Origin of the sequence: Rhizobium leguminosarum (genome assembly GCF_002953715.1) — a bacterium.
GTDB lineage: Bacteria > Pseudomonadota > Alphaproteobacteria > Rhizobiales > Rhizobiaceae > Rhizobium > Rhizobium leguminosarum_V.
Genome location: NZ_CP025017.1, coordinates 243,618 through 266,854, shown reverse-complemented (window position 1 = coordinate 266,854; position 23,237 = coordinate 243,618). Strand labels below are relative to the sequence as shown.

The following is a 23,237-nucleotide window of genomic DNA, read 5'->3' as shown; positions in this document are numbered from 1 at the left end:
GCCATCCGGGCCGTCCGTTGCAATTGTGCCCGCCAATACCTATGTTGCGGAAATACCCGACCAAGCGGAAATCTAAGCCGTTGCCGGCTCATGATTGAAGCGCTTGTACATCCGTGCGCGCCGTTATGGCTGCGTGACGGGCAATCCCACAAACAATCGATGACGCCGGCCGAGATCGGCAAAGGATTTCTGTTTGAACCACATAAATACAGCCACCGCGGTTGCGGCGGCGAAACCGCGTGAGGATGACGAAGCTGTCCGCCGCGTTGCTGGGAGCTGGAAGCCGTTTCCCTGCCTTCTCACCCGCCGCGAATTGCGGGCTCTGATCGCCGAGCAGCTCGGCTGAGCGGCGATCGTCGCCCCACCCAAACAAGGAGAACTTGAAATGCAAGTACTCGTCAGAGACAATAATGTCGATCAAGCGCTCAGGGTCTTGAAAAAGAAAATGCAGCGCGAAGGACTGTTCCGTGAAATGAAGGAACGACGCGCCTATGAAAAGCCGTCCGAACGCCGCGTCAGAGAAAAGGCGCAGGCGATCAGCCGTCACCGCAAGGCCGCACGCAAGAAGATGCAGCGTGAAGGCCTGCTCGCCGGGCCGAAGCGGGTGACGACCACCCGTTAGCAGCCATTCCCAACCAGCCCCGAGCTTCGGCTGCTACATTCCGTGAAAGGACAGACAATGGACGAACTCAATAGCCTCACCGTTTCCGAAGAACGCCTCGAGGATTGCCGTGATGTCGTGGAGCCGGATCTGCAGGATCTGATCCAACGCGCTCTGACATCGGGTTTTTCCCGGGAAGAAGTTCTCATTGCCGTCAGTGAACTGGTTGCCGAAGACTTCGCAATGGTCATGAAAACCCCAAGCGTCCATTGATCGACTGCGTGGTTGGGACAGCCCAGGCACGATCATCAGCTATATCAAGATGGCCGCCGCGGTCTCGAACAGAAACCTGATATGGGCGACAATGCCGAGGTCAGGCTCTAACGCATAGAAGCACTCAACGAAGATCGGGAGGCATGTCTCTGGCCGACAAACATCAAGCCTGATTGGCTGATGCCTTGACGAAATCGATGAATGCCCGGAGCGGCGCAAGCACCAGACGCCGTCCGGGATAATAGAGGAATGGCCCGGAGAAGCGCTGCCACCACGGTTCGAGGATGGGCTCGAGCGCACCGCTGTCGAAATGCGGGCGCAGCCAGTCCTCGAAGAGGCAGACGATCCCTGTTCCTGATATCGCTGCATCGACGGCCAGGTCGGTCGCTCCGCCGACCCGCACGATCAGCGGCCCCGTTGGATCGACCCGCACGATCTCGCCATCACGCTCGAATTCCCACGGCGCCGTCATCGCACCGCTATCGAAGCGACCCAATATGCAGGCATGGCCGAGCAGTTCGCTCGGGTGTTGCAGACGCCCGCGGCGATCCAGGTAGTCGGGGGAGGCTGCGATGGCAAAGCGCTGGACGCGTGGGCCGATCGGTATTGCGATCATATCCTGCTCCAACCGCTCGTCATAGCGGATGCCGGCGTCGCAGCCGGCCGCGATCACGTCGACAAAACTCTCATCGGTTACCACCTCCAGCCGAATATCGGGATAGGCGGCGAGGAACGGTGGGACTATGGCGGGCAGTACCAGCCGCGCCGCGCTGACCGGCACATTGAGGCGCAATGCACCCGCCGGCCTGTCGCGAAAACTGTTGACGACATCGAGGGCAGACTCCACTTCGCTCAAAGCAGGGCCGAGCCGCTCCAGCAAGCCCTTGCCCGCTTCAGTCGGCACGACACTGCGTGTCGTCCGGTTGAGCAGCCTGACGCCGAGTTGGGCCTCCAGGCGACGCACTGCTTCGCTGAGAAAAGAGGCGCTGCTGCCGCTTACGCGCGCCCCTTCACGAAAACCCCCGGCGCGCGCCACGGCAACAAAGGCATTGAGGTCACCCAGATCTGCTTTCACTGTTCGCCACTCCGCACAGCCCGTGCGGATTATAGCCAATTCTCACACGTGCCAACAGTGCTTATCTTGGGCCTATCTTGGCGTCATCTCTTGAAAGGAGTTACATCATGTCCACTATCGATCAGTCCGGCAGGTTCAATCTCGGCGACCGCAGCGTGAAGCGGCTCGGCTATGGCGCCATGCAGCTCGCTGGTCCTGGTGTGTTTGGCCCGCCCAAGGATCATGGCGCGGCCCTGGCGGTGCTGCGCGAGGCGGTCGCGAGCGGCGTAAACCACATTGACACCAGCGACTTCTATGGCCCGCACGTCACCAACCAGATCATTCGTGAAGCGCTGCATCCCTATCGTGACGATCTCACTATCGTCACCAAGATCGGCGCCCGGCGCGGCACGGACGGATCATGGATGCCGGCCTTCTCGCGTGAAGAGCTGACCGCGGCAGTGCACGACAATCTCCGCAATCTCGGCCTCGATATGCTTGATGTCGTCAATCTCAGGGTCATGTTCGACGTACACGGCCCGGCCGAAGGGTCGATCGAAGCGCCGCTGACTGTGCTCGCCGATCTCCAGCGGCAAGGCCTGGTCCGGCACATCGGGCTGAGCAACGTCACATCGAAACAGATCACTGAGGCGCGCGGGATCACCGAGATCGTCTGTGTGCAGAACCAGTACAATCTGGCGCATCGGGCCGACGACAGGCTGATCGAGGACCTCGCGCGCGAAGGCACCGCCTATGTGCCGTTCTTTCCGCTCGGCGGGTTCACCCCGCTGCAGTCGTCCACCCTGTCCGGTGTCGCCGCACGCCTTGATGCCACGCCTATGCAGGTGGCGCTCGCCTGGCTGCTGCGTCGAGCGGAAAACATCCTGCTGATCCCCGGCACTTCATCCGTCGGCCATCTCAGAGAGAACCTCGCCGCAGCCGCGCTCGTGCTGCCGGACGACGTCGTCTCGGAATTGAACCGCATGGCTGATGTCGCCGCCTGACGGCATCCGATGGCTGCAAACGATCCGATCGCTACGCCACGCTCTCGCACGGCGTAGCGATCCCGAATGAGGCGCATGCAGCTCCCGCTATTTCCCCAAGTCCCGGCGTCCGTCGCGGCTATGCTTTCAATAGCGCTCCGGCACAAGCATTTCAGGCGGAACCGGCGCCCTGTTGTAATCGGCGTGACGGATGCGGTCCGGCAACTGGATCTCCGGTTTCGGAACATCCTCGTAAGGGATCTGCTCGAGAAGATGGGCGATGCAGTTCAACCGCGCCCGTTTCTTGTCTACTGCCTGCACCACCCACCAGGGTGCATCGGGGCTGTGCGTACGCTCCAGCATTTCTTCCTTGGCTTTGGTGTATTCCTCCCAATGGACACGGCTTTCCATATCCATCGGTGAGAGCTTCCATTGCTTCAGTGGATCGTGGATACGCATCTTGAAGCGGAACTCCTGCTCCTCGTCGGTGATCGAGAACCAGTATTTGATCAGCACGATACCGGAACGGACCAGCATCCGCTCGAATTCAGGCACCGAGCGGAAGAACTCCTCGAGTTCTTCCTCGGTGCAGAACCCCATGACGCGCTCGACACCGGCGCGATTGTACCAGCTTCGGTCAAAGAGCACCATTTCGCCGGCGGTCGGAAGATGCGGGACATAGCGCTGGAAATACCATTGATGACGTTCCCGCTCGGTAGGGGCGGGCAGCGCGACCGTCCGGCAGACACGCGGATTGAGCCGCTGGGTTACGCGCTTGATCGCGCCTCCCTTGCCGGCCGAATCCCGGCCTTCGAACAGCACCACCACCTTCAGCTTCTTATGCTGAACCCAATCCTGCAGCCGCACCAGTTCGTGCTGCAGCCGGAAGAGCTCGCGGAAATAGGTCTTTCGCTCGAGCGTCTGCTCCGCCGGCTCCGACATTCCTTCGGCGACCAGATCGTCCAGCCGGTCTTCCTCCATCTGCATTTCCAGCTCTTCATCGAAGCTGTCGGCGATCTCGGCCTTTATGCGGCTGAGCTGGTCCTGCGGTGTTTGAGACATGGGCTTTTCCTTCCTGCTTTTTTTGACAGGAGCATGTCACTGCGAAGTTTGTGTGACAGTTCGGCTAACCGAAAGCTGGAACAGCAACGTCCCGATCTCTTAAGCCGATGATTGCGGCGTCGAATGCGCTTCAGCCGCCGAGGCGCGCCTATAGCCGTCCCGTCCGGTACTGGTCGACAAGGTTCCGGCAGGCGCGGATCGTCAAGGCCATGACGGTGAGCGTCGTGCCGGCGATGCCGCTGCCGGGGAAGGCGCTGGCGTCGGTGACGATGAGGTTCGGGGCATCCCAAACCTGATTGTAGGGATTGAGCACAGAAGCTTGCCGGTTTTCGCCCATGCGCGCGCCGCCCGTCTCATGAATTGCCGCGCCCATGCACATGGTCTTGCGAAACCATTTGCGGAACATGAAGCGGCTGAAGGTATCGGCTTCGGGAAAGGCGCCCTTGCCCATCTCCTTGAGGCCGGTGGGCGAGCCGATGAATTCGAGGTCGCCGCCGACCTCCTTGATCATCGCAATCAGCGTTTCCTCCTGCCTTCTGAGCAGCGCCTGCTCCTCTTGTTGCATGACGCAGCGGATATGCGGCACGGGAATGTTCCAGGCATCCCTGCGCCTGACGTCGAGCGTGATGCGATTGTCGGCATAGGGCAGCATGCGGCCGAAACCGAAGAAGGCCAGACGTGCATCCCTATCCCCGGAGACTGGCGCGCGGCCGACGCTTCCCTGGTAGTCGAAATCGCCGCGGGCGGCATCGTCCTCGCCGAAGCGGGGAATGAAGATCCCGCCCGACGGATTGTAGAACGGGTCGGTCGGCGCGGACTCGTCGACCGACCAACCTTTCGCCTTGGAAAAGGAGCCGAAAGCGAGGCATGGAAGCTGATCCATGAAATAGCGGCCGAGAGCGCCCGAGCTGTTGCCAAGCCCATCAGGATGTTTCGCCGACGCCGAATTCAGCAGCAGTCGCACGCTCTCTATCGGCGAGGCCGAAAGCACCACCGTCGCGGCGCGCGCGGTCGATACTTCGCCCGTATTGCGATCGATGAACTCCGCTCCGGTGGCGTGGCCGGTCTTTTCGTCCGTGGTGATGCGGCGAACGACGGCATCGTAGCGGACGGTCAACTGACCGGTGGCCTGAGCGTCTCGCAGCGGTCGCGGCATGCGGTCGGCGTCCGGCGCGATGTAGCGCCAGGAGACCACGTGCCTTTCCGGCCAGCGGCTTTCGACCGCCTGCTTGAAGATCTGTTCGGCCGGCGTCAGGCTTGCCGGCTTCGCATAGATGCCGTCGGGCAGGGTGGCCACGTTGTCCTTGTTGCCGTAGAGCTCGAGATAGGCCTCGACCTCGTCGTAGAAAGGCGCCAGCTCGTCATAGGAGACCGGCCAGTCCACACCCTTTCCCACGCGCGATCGGATCTTGAAATCGTCATCGGTCCAGCGCAGCAGCACCCGGCCGAAACTGTGGAGGCGCCCGCCGCCCTGGCGGCCGCGGATCCAGAGGAAGGGCTCGCCCTTCGGCGTCGTATAAGGATTCTTGCGGTCGTTGACGAAGAAGTGGCTGAATCGCTCGGTAAAAAAGGCCGCGCGCGCCTGGATCGGCTGGCCCTTGAGGGTGGCCCGCGCACGCTCCCAGATATTGATGCTGCTTGCCGGCGCCTTCTTGCGCGCGGGATCGAAATCCTTCGGCCCGACGGCGGGACCGGCCTCGAGCAGCAGCACCGACAGCCCCTGTGCCGTCAGTTCTTTTACCGCGAAGGAACCCGCAGCGCCGGAGCCGATCACCAGCGCATCATAGACGATCTCAGACATGTCTTTTCAAATCCTGTCCTGGAGCAATCCTCAAAACGGCGCGAAACGCACCCGGAATTGCGGAAAAACAAAGGGATGGTGCGTCACAGCCGCGATCCGTCAGCGCCGAAGAGGGACGCCTTGGCGATATCGAGCCCGGGAGCCAGAGCATCGCCGGGCTCAAGGGTCACGTCGCCCATCAGCCGGAGCGAGAGGCTTTGGTCCGCCCAGTCGAACCAAACAACGGCGTCCGAACCCATCGGCTCGACGACGGCAACACGGCCCGGAATGGTGGGCAGGCCGCTCGTTGGCCCATCGAGCACAAGGTGTTCCGGGCGAAAGCCGAGTGTAGCAGGTCCTTCCGCCGCGACGGCACGGAAGGAATAGCTGGAGAGGTCGATGGTCAGCCCGTTACCCAGGAAGACGGGCGCCGCCCCGTCGCTGCGCTCGATCCGGCCCTCGATGAAATTCATGGCCGGAGCGCCAATGAAGCCGGCAACGAAGAGATTGGCCGGGCGGCGGTAGATTTCGGCCGGCGAGGCAAGCTGCTGGATCACGCCGTCGCGGATGATGGCGATGCGGTCGGCAAGCGTCAGGGCCTCGACCTGGTCGTGGGTGACGTAGATCATCGTATTGCCGAGGCGCTGGTGCAGCTTCTTGATCTCGACGCGCAATTCGTTGCGCAGTTTGGCGTCGAGGTTCGACAGCGGCTCGTCGAAGAGGAAGACATCCACTTCGCGCACCAGCGCCCGGCCGATGGCGACGCGCTGGCGCTGGCCGCCCGATAGTTCGGCAGGGCGCCGCTCGAGCAGCTTGTCGAGTTGGAGAAGGGCGGCGGTGCGGGCGACACGAGCCTCGATCTCGGCCTTCGGCAGGCCGGCGACGCGAAGTCCGAAGGAGAGGTTCTTGCGGACCGACATACGCGGATAGAGCGCGTAGGACTGGAAGACCATGCCGATGCCGCGGTCCTTCGGCTCCTCCCAGCTGACATTCTTGCCCGAGATCCAGACCTCGCCTGATGTAATGTCCTGTAGACCGGCAATGGCGTTCAGAAGCGTGGACTTACCGCAGCCGGAAGGGCCGAGCAGCACCAGGAACTCTCGCGGCGCGATATCGATCGACATCTTCTCGATCACCGTATGGTCGCCATAGGCGATCTTCAGGTCCTTGACGGAGACGGCAGATTGCATGGAAGCGTTACCCCTTGACTGCGCCGGCCGCGATGCCGCGCACGAACCAGCGGCCGGACAGGAAATAGATGGCAAGCGGAACGATGGCGGTGAGGATCGTCGCCGCCATGTTCACGTTGTAGGTTCGCTCGCCCATCGTGGTGTTGACGATATTGTTGAGCTGCACGGTCATTGGCAGGTTGTCGCGCCCGGCAAAGACGAGACCGAGCAGAAAGTCGTTCCAGATGCCGGTGAATTGCAGCATGGAGACCACGACGACCATCGGCACGGCAATCGGCAGCATGATCTCGAAAAAGATGCGCCAGAAACCCGCACCATCGACGCGTGCCGCCTTACAGAGCTCCTCCGGTACACTGACGAAATAGTTGCGGAAGAGCAGCGTCACCAGCGGCAGACCGAAGATGACATGCACGAGAATGATGCCGGCCAGCGAATTGTAGAGATCGATATTCGCCATCGCCCGGACCATCGGATAGAGGAAGATCTGGTAGGGGATGAGGCCACCGGCCATCAGCAGGCCGAAGAGCAGGTTTGCGCCGCGCGGCCGCCAGAGCGACAGCGCATAGCCGTTGACGGCGCCGATGAAGACCGAGAGCGCGACCGAGGGAAGGGTGATCGCCACCGAATTCCAGAAGCCGCTGCGAATGCCGACGCAGACGGTTCCCATGCAGGCGCCCGACCAGGCGGTGGCCCAGGCAGAGAAATCGAGCGTGGCCGGCAGGGCAAAGATCTGCCCGAGCCGGATTTCGTCCATGGACTTCAGCGAGGTGACGACCATGGTGTAGAGCGGCAATAGGAAGAAAAGCGCGGCGATGACAAGGAAGGCATAGAGGCCGATGCGCCCGGCGGTGATCTGTACCGGCTTCGGGCCGTTCGGATGAAGAGGGGCCATCACGCGGCCCCCTTTGCTTTGTCACGCATGTGCATGATGTAGCGGAACGGGGCGACTGCGATGATCACGCCGAGGACAAGCACCGTCGCGCCGGCTGTGGCGAGGCCGAGGTTCTGGCGCCCGAACAGATTGTCCATGATGAATTTCGCCGGCACCTCCGTCGCATTGCCGGGGCCGCCATTGGTCATGGCGACGACGATGTCATAGGTCTTGATCACGCCCATGGCGAGCAGCATGCCGGCCGCGGCCAGCGCCGGCCCGAGCTGCGGCAGGATGATCGAGACATAGATGCGCCAGACGGGAATGCCGTCGATCCGCGCCGCCTTCCATTGCTCGGCTTCGATGCCACGCATGCCGGCGAGCGCAATGACCATGACGAGCCCCGCGCCCTGCCATACGCCGGCAAGCACCAGCGCATAGATCGCCATGTCGCGATTGACCACCCAATCGAGGACGAAGCTTTCCCAGCCGAGCGAACGCACGCTCGCCTGGATGCCGAGCGTCGGATTGAGCATCCATTGCCAGATCAGTCCGGTCACCACGAAGGACATGGCGTAGGGATAGAGGAATATGGTCCTGAAGGCGCTTTCGAAACGGATCTTGCGGTCCAGCGCCGCCGCCAGCAGGAAGCCCAGCAGCAGACAGCCTGCGACGTATAGGACGCCGAAGATCAACACGTTTTGCAGCGAGGCCAGCCACTTGGCGGAAGAGAAGAGCTTCGAATATTGCGCCATACCGACATAGGTCGAGGACGGAAAAAGCGTCGAATTGGTGAAGGACAGGCGGATCGACCAAGCCATGGTGCCGATAAAGACCACGACCGCGACGAACCATGTCGGCAGCAAGGCGATGGTCGCGGAAAGGTTGGGCTTGCGTTTGATGGACATCGGCCAGCTCGTTGACGGAGTGGAAAGCAGGGCTCGGGCCGCTGCATGAGGCGGCAGCTGGCAGCCGTGGCGTCGGATCAGGCCGACGCCACGGGTACTATCCTACTCGAAGAGGGCGAAGAAGTTTTCGGCTGCGGCACCTGCATCGTTCGAGCCGCCGCTCCAGTATTCGTCGACGAAGTCATCAAGCGCGCCGACCTGCTGGGGCGTCAGCACGATCGCCTGGTCCGGTACGATCGCGCCGGCGCTCATCAGCTCGACACCCTTCTGCGCGCAGGCGTCCAGCTTCGACTTGTCGACGTCGGAGCGCATCGGAACCGAACCCTTCTTCAGGGCGAATTCGACCTGAACGGCCGGGTCCATGACGACTTCGGCGAGAAGTTTCTGCGCCTTGTCGGTCTCGGCCTTGCCGGTCTTGGGGAACCAGAGGGCGTCGGCGATGTAGACCATGCCCTTCGACTCCGGCACGATCATGCAGCCATAATCCTTGCCCGGTTCCTTGCCGGCGACGGTGAATTCGCCCTTGGCCCAGTCGCCCATGAACTGCACGCCGGCCTTGGCGGTGATCAGCATGGCGGTCGCGTCGTTCCAGTTGCGGCCGGCAGCACCGGCATCGACATAGCCACGCAGCTTCCCGAGGATTTCAAGGGTCTTCTTCACGCCTTCGACGGATGCCGGGCTCTTGTCCTTATCGACATAGATCTTCAGGAAGCCGTCGATCCCGACCTGCGAGAGCAGGATCATGTTGAACACCTTGGTTTGCTGCCAGGGCTGGCCACCCCAGGCGACCGGAACCATGCCGGCAGCCTTCAGCTTGTCGAGATCGGCAAAGAGCTCGTCCCAGGTCTTGGGCTCTTGCGCGATGCCGGCCTTCTCGAAGGCTTCCTTGGAATAGAAGAGCCAGCTTTCACCATGGGCGCCGGTCGGCGCGAGGTAGACCTTGCCGTCATAGGAGATGAGATCGTGGATCGATTTCGGCAGGGCGCCGGCCCATTTGCCCGCAGCGGCCACGTCGTCGATCGGATTGAACAGGCCCTGGTTGATGAAATCGGCGGCAGCGAGACCGATGACGCCCTGCTTGGCGCCGGGCGCGTCACCGGCGACGATACGGTTCTGGAAGGCGGCATCGGCCGCACCGAAGCCGGCGATCGAGGAATCCTTCCAGACGCCGCCGCGCTTTTCGAACTCGGTCTTGATGACGTTGAGGGCGGCTGCTTCGCCGCCCGATGTCCAGGACGACATGATCTCGATCGTCGGCTTGTCCTCGGCATGTGCCGAGGCGAAGAGACCGGCGAATGCCACGCCGGCAAGAAAAAGCTTCATCATGGTCTTCATTGTTCCACCTCTTGAAAATGCCCTCTTTGCGGGGCGTTTGTTGTCTTAGGGATGACTGTCAGCGATAGATCGGCAGGAGCGCCTGCCGGACGAGCGTGAGCCCGTTGGCGATGTCGCGGACGGGATCCGGCGCGGCATCGAGTTCGAGGATCGCCCAGCCTTCATAGGCCCGGTCGCGCAGCAGCCGGATCCAGGCCGGCCAGTCGACCCGTCCGAGGCCGAAGCTGCAGAAATAGGGCTGGTGGCGTTCATGGATGTGCTTGTCGATCGGCGTGTCGGCGGGCATCGGGCCGATTGCATCCTTCCAGTGGGCGATGATCATGCGCTCGTGATGGCGATCGACGATCTGGACGGGATCGGAGCCGGCAACGATGATATGGGCCGTGTCGGGGCACATGTGCACATAGGCCGGGTCGGTCAAAAACATCATCAGATCGACATCGCGCGCGGCGGCAAAGATCGAGTGCGCCTCAGTGTGGAGCGCAAGCCGCACGCCCCTGGCATAGAGGGTCGCGCCGAGCCGGTTCAGAAAATCGGCGATCACCTTGGCGCGGTCGAAATCATGGAACTGCACCGGCTGGGCGCCGAGCGTCTGGCGTAAGGGCGCGCCGATCACCATGATGTCGCTGCCGCAGGCTTTCAGGAAGTCGGCATATCGTTCCGCCTTGTCGATCAGCGCGCGCTGGGCCTCGGGCTCAGCGAAATCGCCGGCTGCCTCCAGTTCCGCGAAGAAGCCGCTGCACAGCGTCAGACCGCGTCTTGTCAGCTCGGCTGCGAAGGCATCGACGGAACCATAGGTCTTGATCGCGTCCTGCCAGTTGAAGGGAGAGAAGGTCAGCTCGACGCCGGTAACGCCTGAGGCCTGGACGCTGTCGAGGATCTTGTCCCAGAAGGCGCGCGGCGCGGCGCGGGCATAGCCGATGATCGCATCATGGCTGTCGACGCCCCAGAAGCCGGGATGGAAGAATGTCACAAGATCGACGCCGAAACGCAGCCTGTCGCCAGTAGCCATAGCCTATCCATTTCTCGAGGCATGACCTACCCGCGTGCAGAAGGTAATTCCGCATCCAATAAGCCATGGATTTTCAACGCATTAAGAAATGGCAATCGTTTGCCATGGCTAGATAATAGCCAAGCCGGTTTTTTAAGCAAGCAATTTTTGGCAAACGTTTGCAATAAATCGCTCCCTGCCTTAAAGTTGCAATTCGAAACATCCGGGAGAATGAAACAAACATGAACAAAAACAAGGATGTGGCTGGAGAGGAGCAAACGGGCGCGTTGATGGCCGATGTCGCGCGGCTCGCCGGCGTTGCGATCTCAACAGTCAGCCGGGCGCTCGCCAATCCCGGACGTGTCAACGAGAAGACGCGCGCCAAGATCAATGCCGCGGCCAGGCAACTGGGCTACACCCCGAACGCGATGGCGCGTGGCCTCAGGGTCGGAAAATCCAACATCATCATGATCATTCTGCCGGGATCGCTCTACTACGGCGCCTCCCAGGTCATTCCGCAGGTGCTGCAGAGTATCAATAAATCGCTGATCCAGGGCGGCTACAACCTGATGATTGCCAACCTTGATCGCGACGAGATTTCCGAACGGCATATTCTCGACCTCGCTTTCGGCGGCAGCGTGCGCGGCGCCATCATCCTGTCGTCGAAGCTTCCGGAGGTGGACGGGCGCTCGCTGGCGAGTTCCGGCCTGCCGATCGTGTCGATGCTGCTCGACATGAGCGATGCCGGCCTGCAGAGCGTCGTTACCAACGACCGCGAAGCCGTGCGCGACGTCACGGCCGAACTGATCCGATTGGGTCATCGACGGTTCTTCTATCTTGCAGGGCCTGAAGGCAACTATCACGATGTCGAGCGTTACGGCGGCGTGCTCGAGGCGCTCAAGGCGGCAGGATTGTCCGAAGACTCGGTGCATCGCTCGGGTGGTCATCTCGATTATCAGCACGGCTTCGACATTGGTGTCCAGGCGGCGGATGATTTCGCCGAGTTGACCCAGAAACCGACGGCCGTCATCGCAACCAGCGATGACATGGCCATTTCTTTTGTCAGCCGTGTCCAGCGGACGGGCTTAAGCATTCCCGGTGATCTGTCCGTCGTCTCCTTCGACGGCTCCCCGGTCTGCGAATTCTGCTCTCCGCCGCTCTCGACGATCAAGCAGCCGGTGGAAGAGATGGGGCGCGCGGCGGTGGATCTCCTGCTCGACGCCATTGACCAGAGGCAGACTACGGCGGCGGTTCGCACCGTCATCCGCAGCAGCCTTATCCCGAGGGAGAGCATCGCCGCTCCGAAGAGCTGACGGAGCCGGCTGCGGCGAATGCCGGCGGTCCCAGTAGTCAAAGGCGCCGATGCCAGATGGCCAAATCTGGAAGATATAACTGTCGGTTCGGCGACAGGTATATATTTTAGTTGTCAGTAATACAATCGTCCGGCAACATGATCGGCTAGCTTCTAGAATTGAGTAATATTGCCACCAGCACGTTGGGGAGACGGGCATGTGTGCAGAGCTTGTCGAGCGCCGATTGGCGGCTATCCTGGCTGCCGATGTGGTGGGCTACAGCCGTCTCCTGGAGGCAAACGAAGAGGAGACGCTTAGTGCCCTTCGTCAGCACCGCCGCGAGCTCTTCGATCCCGCTGTCGCGAGCCACGGCGGGCGTATAATCAAGGTGATGGGCGACGGTTTCCTGGTCGAGTTCGGCAGCGTGCTCAGTGCTGCACGATGCGCAGTCGAAATCCAGCGCGGCATGCTGGAGCGCAACATGGGGATTCCAGCGGACCGGCACTTTGCGTTTCGAATAGGCTTGAACCTGGGCGATATCATCTTCGATGCGGATGATTTTCATGGGGACGGCATTAATGTGGCAGTCCGGCTACAAGCCCTTGCAGATCCTGGCGGCATTGCCTGTTCGGCGGCTGTGCGCCACGAAGTCGGAAACAAGCTCGATCTCAATTTCGCAGACCAGGGCGCCAAGACCGTCAAGAACATTTCCCGTCCGGTCCATGTCTATTTTGCTGATTGGGGCAATGTCGCCTCCGGCGAGGAGGTGCCGCTTACCGCAAGTGGCCACACGCAGGCACCCATCAACAAGCCATCGGTTGCCATCCTGCCATTTGCCAACATCAGCAACGATCCCGCCCAGGAGTTTTTCAGCGACGGCATCACCGAGGACATTATCACTGACCTATCGAATGTTTCAGGCCTCTTTGTACTAAGCCGCAACACTGTCTTCACATGGAAAGGCCGGAGCGAGAACCTGCAGCGCATCGCCAGGGAACTTGGGGTTGCCTATGTCGTAGAGGGCAGCGTCCGCAAGGCCGGCAACCATGTGAGGATCAATGCTGAATTGATCGACGCAGCGAGCGACGGCCACATGTGGGCCGCGCGTTACGACCGCGACCTCACCGACATCTTCGAAGTGCAGGACGAGATCACCAAGGCGATCGTCGAGCAACTAAAGGTCAAGCTGCTCCCGGAGGAAAAGAAGGCAATCGAGCAGGCGCCGACAGAGAGCGTGGAAGCTTATACGCACTACCTCAGGGGGCGCGAGTACTATCATATTGCCTCGCGCTCGAACCATCTAATGGCCAGACAGAGTTTTGCCAGAGCCATCGAACTGGACCCGGGATATGCCCGCGCCTATGCCGGCGTCGCGGTTTGTGATGCGCGTCTGTTGTCCCAGTTTGGCGTTCAAATTCCGGTGGATGACGTTCTCGCGAATACAGCGAAGGCCCTCGCTATTGATCCCAATCTGGCGGAGGCACACGCGGCCAAAGGGCTTGCTTTGGCGGTCGCCGGCAATCGCGCCGAGGCGGTTTCTGCATTTCAGCAGGCGTTGTTGCTCGGCCCCAATTGCCACGAAGCCAATCGGTACTATGCCGAATTTTGCGTCACCGAAGGTCAGTTCGAGCTGGCGGCCACCTACTTTCAGCGTGCGATGGAAATCAAGCCTGGAGATTATGGCGCGCCGATCATGCTCGTACACGTCTTTCGTTCCCTAGGGCAGGCAGACAAAGCCGAGAGCTTTGCTCGAATCGGGATAAAAAAGGCTGACCAAGAAATGCGGCTACACCCGGAGAACGCCAATGTTGCCTGTCTTGGAGCGACCGTACTGGCATTTCTCGGTGAGCGCGATCAGGCACTGGAATGGTTGGCTCGCTCCCTGGCAACCGATCCCAACGACATAAACATTCAATACAATGCCGCCTGCACTTATGCGCTGCTTGGCGAGATCGACCGCGCGATTGACGTGCTTGAGGTATGGATGCCTCAGGTCGGCGGAGAAATGAGGCTCTGGTTCAAGAACGATTCCGATCTCGACTCCATTCGCAGTCACCCGCGCTATTCGAGATTGGTTGCGCTGTCCGAATAACGCCAAGTACATCTGGCAGGCTGTTTCTAATTCTATTTTATTACTTGCTAAAATTCTTGCGAGCGCCGAATGTCAACTTAAAATGGCAATCATAAAAGTCTTTTGAGGGGAGAGCGAATGGGCACCCGGTTTAGACTTTTTGTACAGCCTCCATTTGAAGATGCACGGTCTAGTCCTGAGATTGTTGAAGTATCGTCTCCGCTGGGTAGCCTGACAGCTGGTCCGGCCGACAATCGCATGTTCGTTGTGGAGCCGGTCGGCAAGACCGGTCCTTACGGTGTGAACCGCGGGCCGCTTGGAACGCCGTACATGTATCTGCCGCCCTGGACCGGCAAAATCCTGGAGCCGGCCACCCCCGACGAGTGCGGCAATTTCGACTATCTCCGACCTTCGATGGCTGGCTTCGAAGCCGCGCATATTTTTGGTTGCGTGCGATTCACCCTGGATGTGTGGGAGCGCTATCTCGGCCAGCCGCTCACCTGGCATTTTCGCGATCATTATGACCGTCTGGAAATCTCGATCCTGCCGCGATGGGACAACGCTCAGTACGGCTATGGTTTCCTCGAAGTTGGGAGCCAGTTCGAGAATGACGGGCACGTCCTTCCCTTCAGCCTGGATTTCGACGTCATCGCTCATGAGGTGGGGCACGCGATCATCTTCAGCGTACTGGGCGTGCCGCGCCCGGGAACCGAGTACCCCGAATATCTTGGCTTCCAGGAGGCCTTCTCTGACTGCGTGTCGCTGATCGCGGCCATGCATTTTCCGTCCGTGATCGACAATGTTCTCGCGGAGACGCGCGGTAACCTCTACCGCGCAAATCGCCTTGCGCGCTTTTCGGAATTTTCGCCGCATCGGCAGATACGGTCGGCAAACAACAAAAGGACGATGGCCGAGTTCGCTCGTGGGTGGAAGGACGAGCATGCGCTCTCGCAACCACTCACCGGCGCGATATTCGACATCCTCGTCGACATCTTTCATGAGAGCCTGGTAGCGCGCGGCTTGATCTCGCCTGCCGTTGAGGATCTCGCAGATATCGCCGAGTTCGATCCGGCTGCCGAGGCTCCCGTGCAGCATGCTTTCGACCGCGCTTTCGCACGCAACCCAGATGGTTTTGTCGAAGCACTGCTCGACGCACGCGATATCGTCGGGACGTATCTGGCGGAAACCCTGTGGGCTCTTGCTCCCGACTTTCTGGATTACGGCGATGTCGCGAGGACGATGCTTACGATTGATCGGAATGAAAGTGGCGGCCAATTCGCAAGAATCATCAGCAGAAACTTCGGGCAACGGGCGATCGGCGAATTGCACGCCGGCGCGCACGTTAAAGGCGGCGAGCATCGGAGCCATGTCCTCTCTGCGCGGACGTTACTGCCGATAGATTATCTAGAGCTTCCGAAGATGACCTTTCGCGAGAAAGTTCTGCTGTCGGGATTAGGCATCGGTCAATAATCAGCTAGATGGAGGGAGACGTGGCAGACGAAGAAACTTTACTCGGAGTATCAGCGGTATATCTGTTTGGGCGTGAACTCAGTGATCTGATCATTAGAGGCAGCGTTTACGGGTCTCTCAAGATACCTAAAACAGGAAAAAACAATTTTCTGAGGCGCCAGCTTGGTTCGGACGAGGCCACTCTCGCGCGAATCTATGCGTTCTCTTTCGAGGGAGTTTTCGTTGAACTGGGGCGGCCGGCAATCTTCATTGTACACGGCTCCGGCGCGGATCCCGATGGTCCCCCTCCGAGCTCCCTCAGGTATGACAGCTTGTCTCGGTCCCCTGGTTCAAGCGCCCGAACGGGTCTCGGTTCCCAAATTGGAGCTCTCGCTAGGGAGATGAGGGTCTGGATCTATGACAAGGCCGATCTCTCGATGAGACTCGATGCCGAAACGGGAACCCTTGAGCAAATCCTGCTCTCGGCCGAGGTTTCGGCCGATCCCAGAGGAACGGCGAGCGGCGGAATGTCCCGATCGGGCGGCGCCCTGTCCCGCTCCGGCGGCGTGATGTCAAGATCAGGCGGGTTCATACCTCGCAGATCGGGCGATAATGATTGATCTACTGATAGGGACGGACCAGGGAGGCCAACATGTCCGAGGATAAGGCTGAAGTAGAGGTTAAAATTGATAATTTAGACCCGGACCCTGTGGAGGCTCCGTTATTTGCAAACAAGAATTTCAAAATCGTGGGCCATGGCTTTAGCAACAAAGATCTCGATGTATATATATCAACCGACAAAGGAGGCAGTAATAAAATTTCAGAAATAAAAGTGTCGATTGATGGTCATACTACAATTACAGACGATTTTTTGATGGTAGTTGCCAAGCCAGAGCTTGGCGCTCCGATGAAGACAGTCTTGTGGGTTGCTGTAGAATTGAACGGTAAGTTTCAAGACGCCAAAAAAGGATTCAAAGTCGTCTGACTTTCGAGCGGTCACCTCGATAGAAGTTGGCGGTCTGCGACTTCGCCAGCTACCGCCTTAATGCGGAATCCGTCTGTCGGTCGCATCCGATGCGACTGGTTCCAATCCCATCGAGAGCGAGAATTGCCGAACGATCTGTTCTCGTTGGAAGATTCCGGCGGCCGCGACTGCCGACGAGGGAAATTCGTAAGCGTCCGGCGATAGTTCCCGCAGGCCCATTGCCCTCCATCAAAACTTCGTCTGACCCCATCAGTCGGCGCGTCGTGCTACGAAAAATCACAACACCGAGCGACTTGAAATGTCAGGTCCGCGCGGTGGAATTTGAAATTCCGAGCACGCATATGGACCTCTCGAAGATCAAGACGCTGATCGACTTTGTCGGACGATCGAACATTACCGAGCTGACGGTGACGGAGAAGGACGTGACGGTTCGGATCTTCCGCACGTCGCAGGGTCAGGAGGCTGCTGCCGAGCCCCAGCAAAAGGCAGGATCGACGACAAGCCTTGGCAACGATGCTGGCACCGATACGCCTTCGAGGCATGAGAAAACCTATGCGGTGAAGGCGCCGGTCTTCGGCGTTCTGCATCGGACTCCGGCGCCCGGGGAGCTACCATTCGTCACGATCGGTGACGAGGTGGAAGAGGGGCAGACGCTTTTCATCATCGAGGCGATGAAGGTCTTCAACACGATCGCTGCGCCGCGGTCGGGGCGCATCACGCATCTCACCGAAATCGACGACGGCGAGGTCGAGACCGGCGATCTGCTCGCGGAGATTGCATGATGCTGGAAACGCCTGAACAGTCTGCGGCAGGCCGCTTCGATACCGTCCTGATCGCCAATCGCGGCGAGATCGCAGTCCGGATCCAGCGCGCCTGCCGCGAGCTCGGTCTGAAGACGGTCGCCATCTGCTCCGAGGCTGACAGGGAAGCGCCCTACGGCAGCACCGCAGACAGCCTTCTCTGCATCGGCCCGTCGAGTGCCGCCAAGAGCTATCTCAATCAGGATGCCATCCTTCTGGCGGCGCGTCTGGCCGGTGCCGGCGCCATCCATCCGGGTTACGGCTTTCTATCGGAAAACGCCGCCTTCGCCGACGCCGCCGAAAAGGCGGGATTGACCTTCATCGGTCCGACCTCGTCCTCGATTGCGACCATGGGCGACAAGATCTCTGCAAAGCGGGCGATGATGGCAGCCGGCGTCCCCTGCGTTCCCGGTCCGGATACCGCGCTGCCCGATGACCCCGCCACGATCGAGCGCATAGCGCTCGAAATCGGATATCCCGTCATCATCAAGGCAGCCGGCGGCGGCGGCGGACGCGGCATGCGCGTCGTGCCAAAGGCCGACGTGCTGCATGAAGCAATTGCGCTGACGCGGGAAGAGGCCCGCAAGGCCTTCGGCTCACCTTCGCTCTACATGGAGAAATTCTTAGAGCATCCGCGCCACATCGAGATACAGGTCATTTGCGACGATCACGGCAATGCCGTGTGGCTAGGGCACCGGGATTGCTCGATGCAGCGCCGCCATCAGAAAGTGATTGAGGAGGCGCCGGCGGCGGGAATTGTGCCCGATATCATCCAGCCGGTCGGCATGGCCTGCGTGCAGGCCTGCCTTCAAATCGGCTACCGGGGTGTCGGAACCTTCGAATTCCTCTACGAGGACGGTGCTTTCTATTTCATCGAGATGAACACGCGACTTCAGGTCGAACATCCCGTCACCGAGATGACGAGCGGTGTCGATATCGTCCAGGCGCAGATAAAGGCAGCTCAGGGCCACGTTCTTGGTCTCAACCAAGGCGACGTGACATGCGAAGGCCATTCCTTCGAATGCCGCATCAACGCCGAGGACCCGGAAACCTTCCTGCCCTCGGCGGGTGTCGTCACCCACCTGGCTTTGCCGGCGGGACCAGGCATCCGCGTCGATACGCATATTCACGCCGGCTACAAGGTCTCGCCCTATTACGATTCGCTGATCGCCAAGCTGATCGTCCATGCGCCGACGCGGGCGGAAGCGATGACAAGAATGCGCGAGGCGCTTGCCAGCACTGAGGTCGAGGGGATTTCCACCAATATCCCCTTCCTGCGCGCTCTGTTCGAGGACGGCGCATTCGCGCAGGGCGAGACGGACATTCACTATCTCGAAGAATGGCTGAAGCTGCGGAGGGCGGCATGAGCGCGATCGATTTCAGCGATCCGGCGACCATCGCATTCCTCGCCGAGGCGCTGACGGTCGCCGGTGTGAACGGTCTCGAAATCTCCCGGCCGGGCGGACAGCTTCGCATCGTCGTCGCCGAAAAAGGCGGCGCCCGGATCAGCTCGACCAACGCGACGCCCCGTGCTCCCGGTTTGACATCGGCTGTCGTGAAGGCGCCAATGGCGGGCCGCCTCTGCCTCGATCATCCGGCGTCCGCCGTACCGCAAAAACTGCCGCGCTCCGTATCCGATGCAGATATCGTCGGGTTCGTCGGGGTAGGGCATATCCTGCTTCCCCTTCGCGCCGGCCGTTCCGGTGTTTTGACCAGGCTGCTCGCCGAGCCCGGAGCGCTGGTCGGCTTTGGCGATCCTCTGTTCGAAATCGAGCTCCCATCATGATCGCCACGACGAACAGACATGCATCGCAACGCGAGATCGTTCCGGCCACCAAAAGCCGGGCGCGGGTTTCCTCGATCGGCGCCAGATCCTTCCTGCTCGAGGCGCCCGGCGACTTCGATCTCGTCGCGCAGCGGCGGATCTGGGCTCTGTCCCAGAGCGTGAAAGGCTGGCCGGACCTTGCCGAAAACATTCCGGGCATGACCAACCTGCTGGTGATCTTCAAGGAGACGCCCGAAGATCCGGATGCGGTGGTCGCCCGGCTGCTGGAGGCATGGGAGAATGCGCGCAGCATCGATCTCAACGGCAAGACCATCGAGATCCCCGTCGATTATGGCGGCGAATATGCGACGGATCTGCCGGCCCTTTGCGATCTGTCGGGCTTGAGCGATCGCGAAGTCGTCCGCATCCATCATGAAGCGACCTACCGTGTCTTCGCCTTGGGCAGCGCGCCCGGCTTCGGTTATCTGCATGGTCTCGATCCGCGCATCTACATGCCCCGAAAGACCGTGCCCTCGCTGAAGATGCCGAAGGGCTGCGTGACCATCGGCGGCATGCAGACTGGTGTTGCCATGCTCACAGGTCCGAATGGCTGGAATTCCATCGGCTTCGCGGCACTTGAGATGTTCGACCCCGCCTCATCGAGACCCGCCATGATGGCGCCTGGAGATACGGTGCGGTTCCTGCCGGCGAGGATCGAGCTATGATCGAGATCTTGGAAAGCGGTCCGTTCAACACGGTGCAGGATCTTGGCCGCCCCGGCTATCGCAATATCGGCGTATCGGCCAGCGGCGCGATGGATCCGCTTGCGGTCCGCATCGGCAACATTCTCGTCGGCAATGATGAAAATGCCGCCGCGATAGAGGTGCAGACCTTCCCGTTCAGCCTGCGTTTCGAGCGACGCGTGGCCTTTGCCGTGACCGGCGCCGACGGCAATCCTCATCTCAACGGAATGGAACTGCTTGCCTGGTGCGCTTACATCGCGGAGCCCGGACAGGTTCTCGAACTGAACCAGCCTCCACGGCTGGCGCGCTCCTATATTTCGGTCGGAGGCGGGCTGGATATTCCCGTTGTCATGGGTTCGCGAAGCACGTCGCTGCGCGGCGGTTTCGGGGGCAATGCCGGCCGGCCTCTCGCGAAGGCCGATCGGATCGCGGTCGGCGAGGACGCCGAAATCGCCATGCTGCCAGCCTCGGGTCTTGCCGTCGTCGAACCGGCCGTGGCACTGCGCGATGTCTTCCCGGCTGCTGTCGACGGCACGCTGCCGATCCGCGCCCTGCCGGCCGGCGAGCACGATCTTTTCGCAGGCGATGGCGAAGCTTTCTGGAGCCGGATCTGGAGGATTTCCTCCCGAAGCGACCGGACGGGCTACCGCTTATCAGGCGAACCGATCAAGCCGACGACGTCCATCGAGATGCGCTCCCACGGCGTCGTGCCCGGCGTGATCCAGGTTCCGCCCGGCGGCGAACCGATCGTGCAGATGAGCGATGCCAACACTGCCGGCGGCTATCCGAAGATCGCCGGCGTGATCGAATGCGATCTCTGGCGGCTCGGGCAAGCCCGCATCGGCGCCCGCCTGAACTTCGTTCGCTCGACGCATGCGGAGGCACGCAAGGTGGAGCAGGCTATCGCCCGCTATGTCGAGGACGTCAGGCAGACATCCCGAATGGTCAAGCGCGCCCTGAAGGCGATGGCCTAATGCATGTCGCCCAAGAGACCGTCAAAAGGAGGAACTGATGAAGATCGATCTGAATTCCGACATGGGCGAAGGATTTGGTCCCTACCGGCTGTGCGACGACGAGGCGATGATGAAACTCGTCTCGTCGGCCAACATCGCCTGCGGTTTCCACGGCGGCGACCCGGATACGATGGGACGCATGGTCCGGCTTGCGAAGCTGAACGGCGTCGGCATCGGCGCGCATCCCGGTTTGCCTGATCGGCCGGGTTTCGGCCGGCGCGAAATAGCGTTTCCGGCAGATGAGCTTCGCCAGCAGATGCTCTATCAGCTCGGCGCACTGATGGCGATCGCCAAAGCCGAGGGTGTCACTGTCTCCCATATCAGCTTCCACGCGGCCATGGGCAATATGGTCAACCGCGATCCTGTGCTGGCCGATCTGATGATGGATGCGATCGCCACGGTCGATGCTGGTCTCGTCGTCTTCGTGACCCATGGCAGCGAGATTCAGCAGGCGGCCAGACGCGCCCGTTTGAAGACGCTGGCGCTTTTCCTTGCGGACCGGGCCTATGACGCCGGCGGAAAACTCGTCGCGCGCGGGCTCGCTGGCGCCGTCATCAAGGACGAAGCTGCGGTGCGTGCGCGTGTGCGACAATTCCTCCTTAAGGGAAGCGTCGAGACGATCGACGGAGCCGTGATCGCGATGCCGGCCCGCTCCATTCTCGTCCACAGCGACACGCCCGGCGCCCTCGAGCTTGCCGGCATCGTACGCGGCGAAATCGAAGCCACGGGTGCTGCGCTCGCGCCTGCCGCCGAACTCGCCGACTGACGCAATCCCGATCGCCCCCGGGCGGTTTCCCGTTCCCATCTCTCATCGAAGGACCATGTCGATGTCCGTCATTGCTGACCGCCTGAAAAACGTCTCCATCTCCGCATCCGCCGCCATGACCCAGCGCGCCAGGGAACTGGCCGCCAACGGCATCAAAGTTGTCAGCCTCTCGTCCGGCGAGCCGGATTTCCCCACTCCGGCGCACGCGATCGAGGCGGCCCATGCGGCCGCTCTTGCGGGCGATACGAAATATCCTCCGATGGACGGCACACCGGCGCTGAAGTCCGCCATTATCAGGAAGTTCAAACGGGACAACAATCTCGACTATGATGCCAGCCAGATCGTCGTCTCGGGCGGCGGCAAGCAGGTGATCTTCAATGCCATGCTGGCAACCTGCAATCCGGGCGACGAGGTCGTCATTCCGACACCCTCCTGGGTCAGCTACGCCGATATCGTCAAATTCGCCGGTGGCGTCCCGGTCGCCGTCCCCTGCCACGAGCAGGCCGGCTTCAAGCTGCGTCCGGAAGATCTGGAGGCAGCGATCACGCCGCGCACCAAATGGCTCTTCCTGAATTTCCCGAACAATCCCACCGGAGCCGCCTGCTCCCGGGCGGAGATGGCTGCCATCGCCGAGGTCATGCTGCGTCATCCCAATGTCTGGATCATGACCGACGATATCTATGAACACCTGGTCTATGACGACTTCCAGTTCTGCACGATCGCCGAAGTCGAGCCCCGGCTCTATGATCGCGTCCTGACGATGAACGGCGTTTCCAAGGCTTACGCGATGACAGGCTGGCGGCTCGGCTTTTGTGCCGGGCCGAAAGACTTGATCTCCGCCGTCAGCAACGTCAACGGACAGAATGGCGGCGGCATCGCGACGCTGACGCAGGCTGCGGCGACTGCGGCGCTCGACGGGCCTCAGGATCTCTTGAAGGAGCGTGCCGCGATCTACAAGGAAAGACGCGACTTCGTTCTCGACAGATTGTCTGAGGTGGAAGGGCTGCGCTGCCATAGGCCCGAAGGCGCCTTCTACATCTACCCCAATATCTCGGGGCTGATCGGCAAGACCAGCAAGGGCGGTCGAAAGATCGAGACCGACGTCGATTTCGTCATGGCGCTCGTCGACGAGCATCATGTCGCGACCGTGCAAGGGGCGGCTTACGGAATGAGCCCCTTTTTCCGGATTTCCTACGCGACGAGCATGGAAAAACTCGGCGAAGGATGCGCGCGCATAGCTCAATTTTGCAAGGATATGCGCTGATCGGCGTCGCACTTTAGATCTGAATTCAGATCTAAAGCAAA

Annotated in this window: 24 protein-coding genes and 1 pseudogene; 17 read left to right on the top strand and 8 right to left on the bottom strand. The window is 60.8% G+C overall.

The genetic code is table 11. The annotated features are described in order from the left end of the window. Positions 1–193 precede the first annotated feature (193 nt). From CUJ84_RS38570 to CUJ84_RS39145, 4 genes and pseudogenes are all read left to right on the top strand, one after another. Positions 194–346 (top strand): hypothetical protein, encoded by a 153-nt coding sequence (locus CUJ84_RS38570; RefSeq protein ID WP_199788901.1) that lies wholly within the window; start codon positions 194–196, stop codon positions 344–346. Positions 347–385: 39 nt separating this feature from the next. After that, positions 386–622 (top strand): 30S ribosomal protein S21, encoded by a 237-nt coding sequence (gene rpsU, locus CUJ84_RS37735; protein ID WP_027682989.1) that lies wholly within the window; start codon positions 386–388, stop codon positions 620–622. A gap of 57 nt (positions 623–679) precedes the next feature. Continuing rightward, a complete protein-coding gene (locus CUJ84_RS37730) occupies positions 680–874 on the top strand; it encodes a hypothetical protein (protein ID WP_003538349.1) in 195 nt (64 codons plus the stop codon). 13 nt (positions 875–887) lie between these two features. After that, positions 888–985 (top strand): annotated as a pseudogene (locus CUJ84_RS39145) (pyridoxamine 5'-phosphate oxidase family protein); the annotation flags it as partial. Between the two features lie 52 nt (positions 986–1,037). Here the strand turns inward: CUJ84_RS39145 and CUJ84_RS37720 are convergent. Continuing rightward, on the bottom strand, positions 1,038–1,949 hold the full coding sequence (locus tag CUJ84_RS37720) for a LysR family transcriptional regulator (protein ID WP_105010489.1): 912 nt from the start codon (positions 1,947–1,949) through the stop codon (positions 1,038–1,040). A gap of 107 nt (positions 1,950–2,056) precedes the next feature. Here CUJ84_RS37720 and CUJ84_RS37715 point away from each other — a divergent pair, with 107 nt between their 5' ends. Next, positions 2,057–2,932 carry an aldo/keto reductase family oxidoreductase gene (locus CUJ84_RS37715; RefSeq protein ID WP_105010488.1) on the top strand — a complete coding sequence of 292 codons (876 nt, stop codon included), beginning with the start codon at positions 2,057–2,059 and terminating at the stop codon, positions 2,930–2,932. Positions 2,933–3,058: 126 nt separating this feature from the next. On the opposite strand, the gene ppk2 is transcribed toward CUJ84_RS37715, so the two are convergent. From ppk2 to CUJ84_RS37680, 7 genes are all read right to left on the bottom strand, one after another. Next, positions 3,059–3,973 carry a polyphosphate kinase 2 gene (gene ppk2, locus CUJ84_RS37710; RefSeq protein ID WP_105010487.1) on the bottom strand — a complete coding sequence of 305 codons (915 nt, stop codon included), beginning with the start codon at positions 3,971–3,973 and terminating at the stop codon, positions 3,059–3,061. Between the two features lie 148 nt (positions 3,974–4,121). Further along, positions 4,122–5,774 (bottom strand): GMC oxidoreductase, encoded by a 1,653-nt coding sequence (locus CUJ84_RS37705; RefSeq protein WP_105010486.1) that lies wholly within the window; start codon positions 5,772–5,774, stop codon positions 4,122–4,124. An 83-nt stretch (positions 5,775–5,857) separates the two neighbouring features. Continuing rightward, a complete protein-coding gene (locus CUJ84_RS37700; RefSeq protein WP_105010485.1) occupies positions 5,858–6,943 on the bottom strand; it encodes an ABC transporter ATP-binding protein in 1,086 nt (361 codons plus the stop codon). Between the two features lie 7 nt (positions 6,944–6,950). Beyond that, positions 6,951–7,835, bottom strand: coding sequence for a carbohydrate ABC transporter permease (locus CUJ84_RS37695; protein WP_105010484.1), 885 nt, complete (start codon positions 7,833–7,835; stop codon positions 6,951–6,953). Continuing rightward, complete coding sequence (locus CUJ84_RS37690; protein ID WP_062940451.1) at positions 7,835–8,722, bottom strand: carbohydrate ABC transporter permease; 888 nt, start codon at positions 8,720–8,722, stop codon at positions 7,835–7,837. The genes CUJ84_RS37695 and CUJ84_RS37690 overlap by 1 nt, the downstream gene beginning before the upstream one ends. Positions 8,723–8,824: 102 nt before the next feature. After that, positions 8,825–10,057, bottom strand: a complete 1,233-nt coding sequence (locus CUJ84_RS37685) for an ABC transporter substrate-binding protein (RefSeq protein ID WP_105010483.1) — start codon at positions 10,055–10,057, stop codon at positions 8,825–8,827. A 58-nt stretch (positions 10,058–10,115) separates the two neighbouring features. After that, positions 10,116–11,069, bottom strand: coding sequence for a sugar phosphate isomerase/epimerase family protein (locus CUJ84_RS37680; RefSeq protein ID WP_105010482.1), 954 nt, complete (start codon positions 11,067–11,069; stop codon positions 10,116–10,118). Positions 11,070–11,290: 221 nt separating this feature from the next. Between CUJ84_RS37680 and CUJ84_RS37675 the strand changes: the two genes are divergently transcribed. The 12 genes from CUJ84_RS37675 (at position 11,291) to CUJ84_RS37620 (ending at position 23,196) form a co-directional block, all read left to right on the top strand. Further along, on the top strand, positions 11,291–12,361 hold the full coding sequence (locus CUJ84_RS37675; RefSeq protein WP_105010481.1) for a LacI family DNA-binding transcriptional regulator: 1,071 nt from the start codon (positions 11,291–11,293) through the stop codon (positions 12,359–12,361). 196 nt (positions 12,362–12,557) lie between these two features. Beyond that, positions 12,558–14,432 (top strand): adenylate/guanylate cyclase domain-containing protein, encoded by a 1,875-nt coding sequence (locus tag CUJ84_RS37670; RefSeq protein ID WP_105010480.1) that lies wholly within the window; start codon positions 12,558–12,560, stop codon positions 14,430–14,432. 117 nt (positions 14,433–14,549) lie between these two features. Further along, positions 14,550–15,881 carry a hypothetical protein gene (locus CUJ84_RS37665; RefSeq protein ID WP_062940446.1) on the top strand — a complete coding sequence of 444 codons (1,332 nt, stop codon included), beginning with the start codon at positions 14,550–14,552 and terminating at the stop codon, positions 15,879–15,881. An 8-nt stretch (positions 15,882–15,889) separates the two neighbouring features. Then, positions 15,890–16,480, top strand: coding sequence for a hypothetical protein (locus CUJ84_RS37660; RefSeq protein WP_024320328.1), 591 nt, complete (start codon positions 15,890–15,892; stop codon positions 16,478–16,480). A gap of 32 nt (positions 16,481–16,512) precedes the next feature. After that, a complete protein-coding gene (locus tag CUJ84_RS37655; protein ID WP_024320327.1) occupies positions 16,513–16,845 on the top strand; it encodes a hypothetical protein in 333 nt (110 codons plus the stop codon). 341 nt (positions 16,846–17,186) lie between these two features. Then, the gene (locus CUJ84_RS37650) at positions 17,187–17,627 is read left to right on the top strand and encodes an acetyl-CoA carboxylase biotin carboxyl carrier protein (RefSeq protein ID WP_105010479.1); all 441 of its coding nucleotides are present in this window, start codon (positions 17,187–17,189) and stop codon (positions 17,625–17,627) included. Further along, complete coding sequence (gene accC / locus CUJ84_RS37645; protein ID WP_105010515.1) at positions 17,627–19,012, top strand: acetyl-CoA carboxylase biotin carboxylase subunit; 1,386 nt, start codon at positions 17,627–17,629, stop codon at positions 19,010–19,012. Before CUJ84_RS37650 ends, accC begins: the two co-directional genes overlap by 1 nt. Continuing rightward, positions 19,009–19,431, top strand: a complete 423-nt coding sequence (locus tag CUJ84_RS37640) for an acetyl-CoA carboxylase biotin carboxyl carrier protein (RefSeq protein WP_105010478.1) — start codon at positions 19,009–19,011, stop codon at positions 19,429–19,431. Before accC ends, CUJ84_RS37640 begins: the two co-directional genes overlap by 4 nt. Continuing rightward, the gene (gene pxpB / locus CUJ84_RS37635; protein ID WP_105010477.1) at positions 19,428–20,135 is read left to right on the top strand and encodes a 5-oxoprolinase subunit PxpB; all 708 of its coding nucleotides are present in this window, start codon (positions 19,428–19,430) and stop codon (positions 20,133–20,135) included. The genes CUJ84_RS37640 and pxpB overlap by 4 nt, the downstream gene beginning before the upstream one ends. Continuing rightward, positions 20,132–21,127 carry a biotin-dependent carboxyltransferase family protein gene (locus tag CUJ84_RS37630; RefSeq protein ID WP_105010476.1) on the top strand — a complete coding sequence of 332 codons (996 nt, stop codon included), beginning with the start codon at positions 20,132–20,134 and terminating at the stop codon, positions 21,125–21,127. Before pxpB ends, CUJ84_RS37630 begins: the two co-directional genes overlap by 4 nt. A 37-nt stretch (positions 21,128–21,164) precedes the next feature. Then, the gene (locus CUJ84_RS37625) at positions 21,165–21,932 is read left to right on the top strand and encodes a 5-oxoprolinase subunit PxpA (protein ID WP_105010475.1); all 768 of its coding nucleotides are present in this window, start codon (positions 21,165–21,167) and stop codon (positions 21,930–21,932) included. Between the two features lie 61 nt (positions 21,933–21,993). Continuing rightward, positions 21,994–23,196 (top strand): pyridoxal phosphate-dependent aminotransferase, encoded by a 1,203-nt coding sequence (locus tag CUJ84_RS37620; protein ID WP_105010514.1) that lies wholly within the window; start codon positions 21,994–21,996, stop codon positions 23,194–23,196. The last annotated feature ends 41 nt before the right edge of the window (positions 23,197–23,237 follow it).

Bases quoted from the DNA above. Each gene is read 5' to 3' on its own strand.
- CUJ84_RS37670 (WP_105010480.1), top strand. From the start codon at position 12,558: ATGTGTGCAGAGCTTGTCGAGCGCCGATTGGCGGCTATCCTGGCTGCC.
- CUJ84_RS37655 (WP_024320327.1), top strand. From the start codon at position 16,513: ATGTCCGAGGATAAGGCTGAAGTAGAGGTTAAAATTGATAATTTAGAC.
- CUJ84_RS37675 (WP_105010481.1), top strand. From the start codon at position 11,291: ATGAACAAAAACAAGGATGTGGCTGGAGAGGAGCAAACGGGCGCGTTG.
- pxpB (WP_105010477.1), top strand. From the start codon at position 19,428: ATGATCGCCACGACGAACAGACATGCATCGCAACGCGAGATCGTTCCG.
- CUJ84_RS37700 (WP_105010485.1), bottom strand. From the start codon at position 6,943: ATGCAATCTGCCGTCTCCGTCAAGGACCTGAAGATCGCCTATGGCGAC.
- CUJ84_RS37660 (WP_024320328.1), top strand. From the start codon at position 15,890: ATGGAGGGAGACGTGGCAGACGAAGAAACTTTACTCGGAGTATCAGCG.
- CUJ84_RS37705 (WP_105010486.1), bottom strand. From the start codon at position 5,774: ATGTCTGAGATCGTCTATGATGCGCTGGTGATCGGCTCCGGCGCTGCG.
- CUJ84_RS37685 (WP_105010483.1), bottom strand. From the start codon at position 10,057: ATGAAGACCATGATGAAGCTTTTTCTTGCCGGCGTGGCATTCGCCGGT.
- CUJ84_RS37640 (WP_105010478.1), top strand. From the start codon at position 19,009: ATGAGCGCGATCGATTTCAGCGATCCGGCGACCATCGCATTCCTCGCC.
- rpsU (WP_027682989.1), top strand. From the start codon at position 386: ATGCAAGTACTCGTCAGAGACAATAATGTCGATCAAGCGCTCAGGGTC.
- CUJ84_RS37665 (WP_062940446.1), top strand. From the start codon at position 14,550: ATGGGCACCCGGTTTAGACTTTTTGTACAGCCTCCATTTGAAGATGCA.
- CUJ84_RS37680 (WP_105010482.1), bottom strand. From the start codon at position 11,069: ATGGCTACTGGCGACAGGCTGCGTTTCGGCGTCGATCTTGTGACATTC.
- accC (WP_105010515.1), top strand. From the start codon at position 17,627: ATGCTGGAAACGCCTGAACAGTCTGCGGCAGGCCGCTTCGATACCGTC.
- CUJ84_RS37620 (WP_105010514.1), top strand. From the start codon at position 21,994: ATGTCCGTCATTGCTGACCGCCTGAAAAACGTCTCCATCTCCGCATCC.
- CUJ84_RS37730 (WP_003538349.1), top strand. From the start codon at position 680: ATGGACGAACTCAATAGCCTCACCGTTTCCGAAGAACGCCTCGAGGAT.
- ppk2 (WP_105010487.1), bottom strand. From the start codon at position 3,973: ATGTCTCAAACACCGCAGGACCAGCTCAGCCGCATAAAGGCCGAGATC.
- CUJ84_RS37695 (WP_105010484.1), bottom strand. From the start codon at position 7,835: ATGGCCCCTCTTCATCCGAACGGCCCGAAGCCGGTACAGATCACCGCC.
- CUJ84_RS37625 (WP_105010475.1), top strand. From the start codon at position 21,165: ATGAAGATCGATCTGAATTCCGACATGGGCGAAGGATTTGGTCCCTAC.
- CUJ84_RS37690 (WP_062940451.1), bottom strand. From the start codon at position 8,722: ATGTCCATCAAACGCAAGCCCAACCTTTCCGCGACCATCGCCTTGCTG.
- CUJ84_RS37715 (WP_105010488.1), top strand. From the start codon at position 2,057: ATGTCCACTATCGATCAGTCCGGCAGGTTCAATCTCGGCGACCGCAGC.
- CUJ84_RS37650 (WP_105010479.1), top strand. From the start codon at position 17,187: ATGGACCTCTCGAAGATCAAGACGCTGATCGACTTTGTCGGACGATCG.
- CUJ84_RS37630 (WP_105010476.1), top strand. From the start codon at position 20,132: ATGATCGAGATCTTGGAAAGCGGTCCGTTCAACACGGTGCAGGATCTT.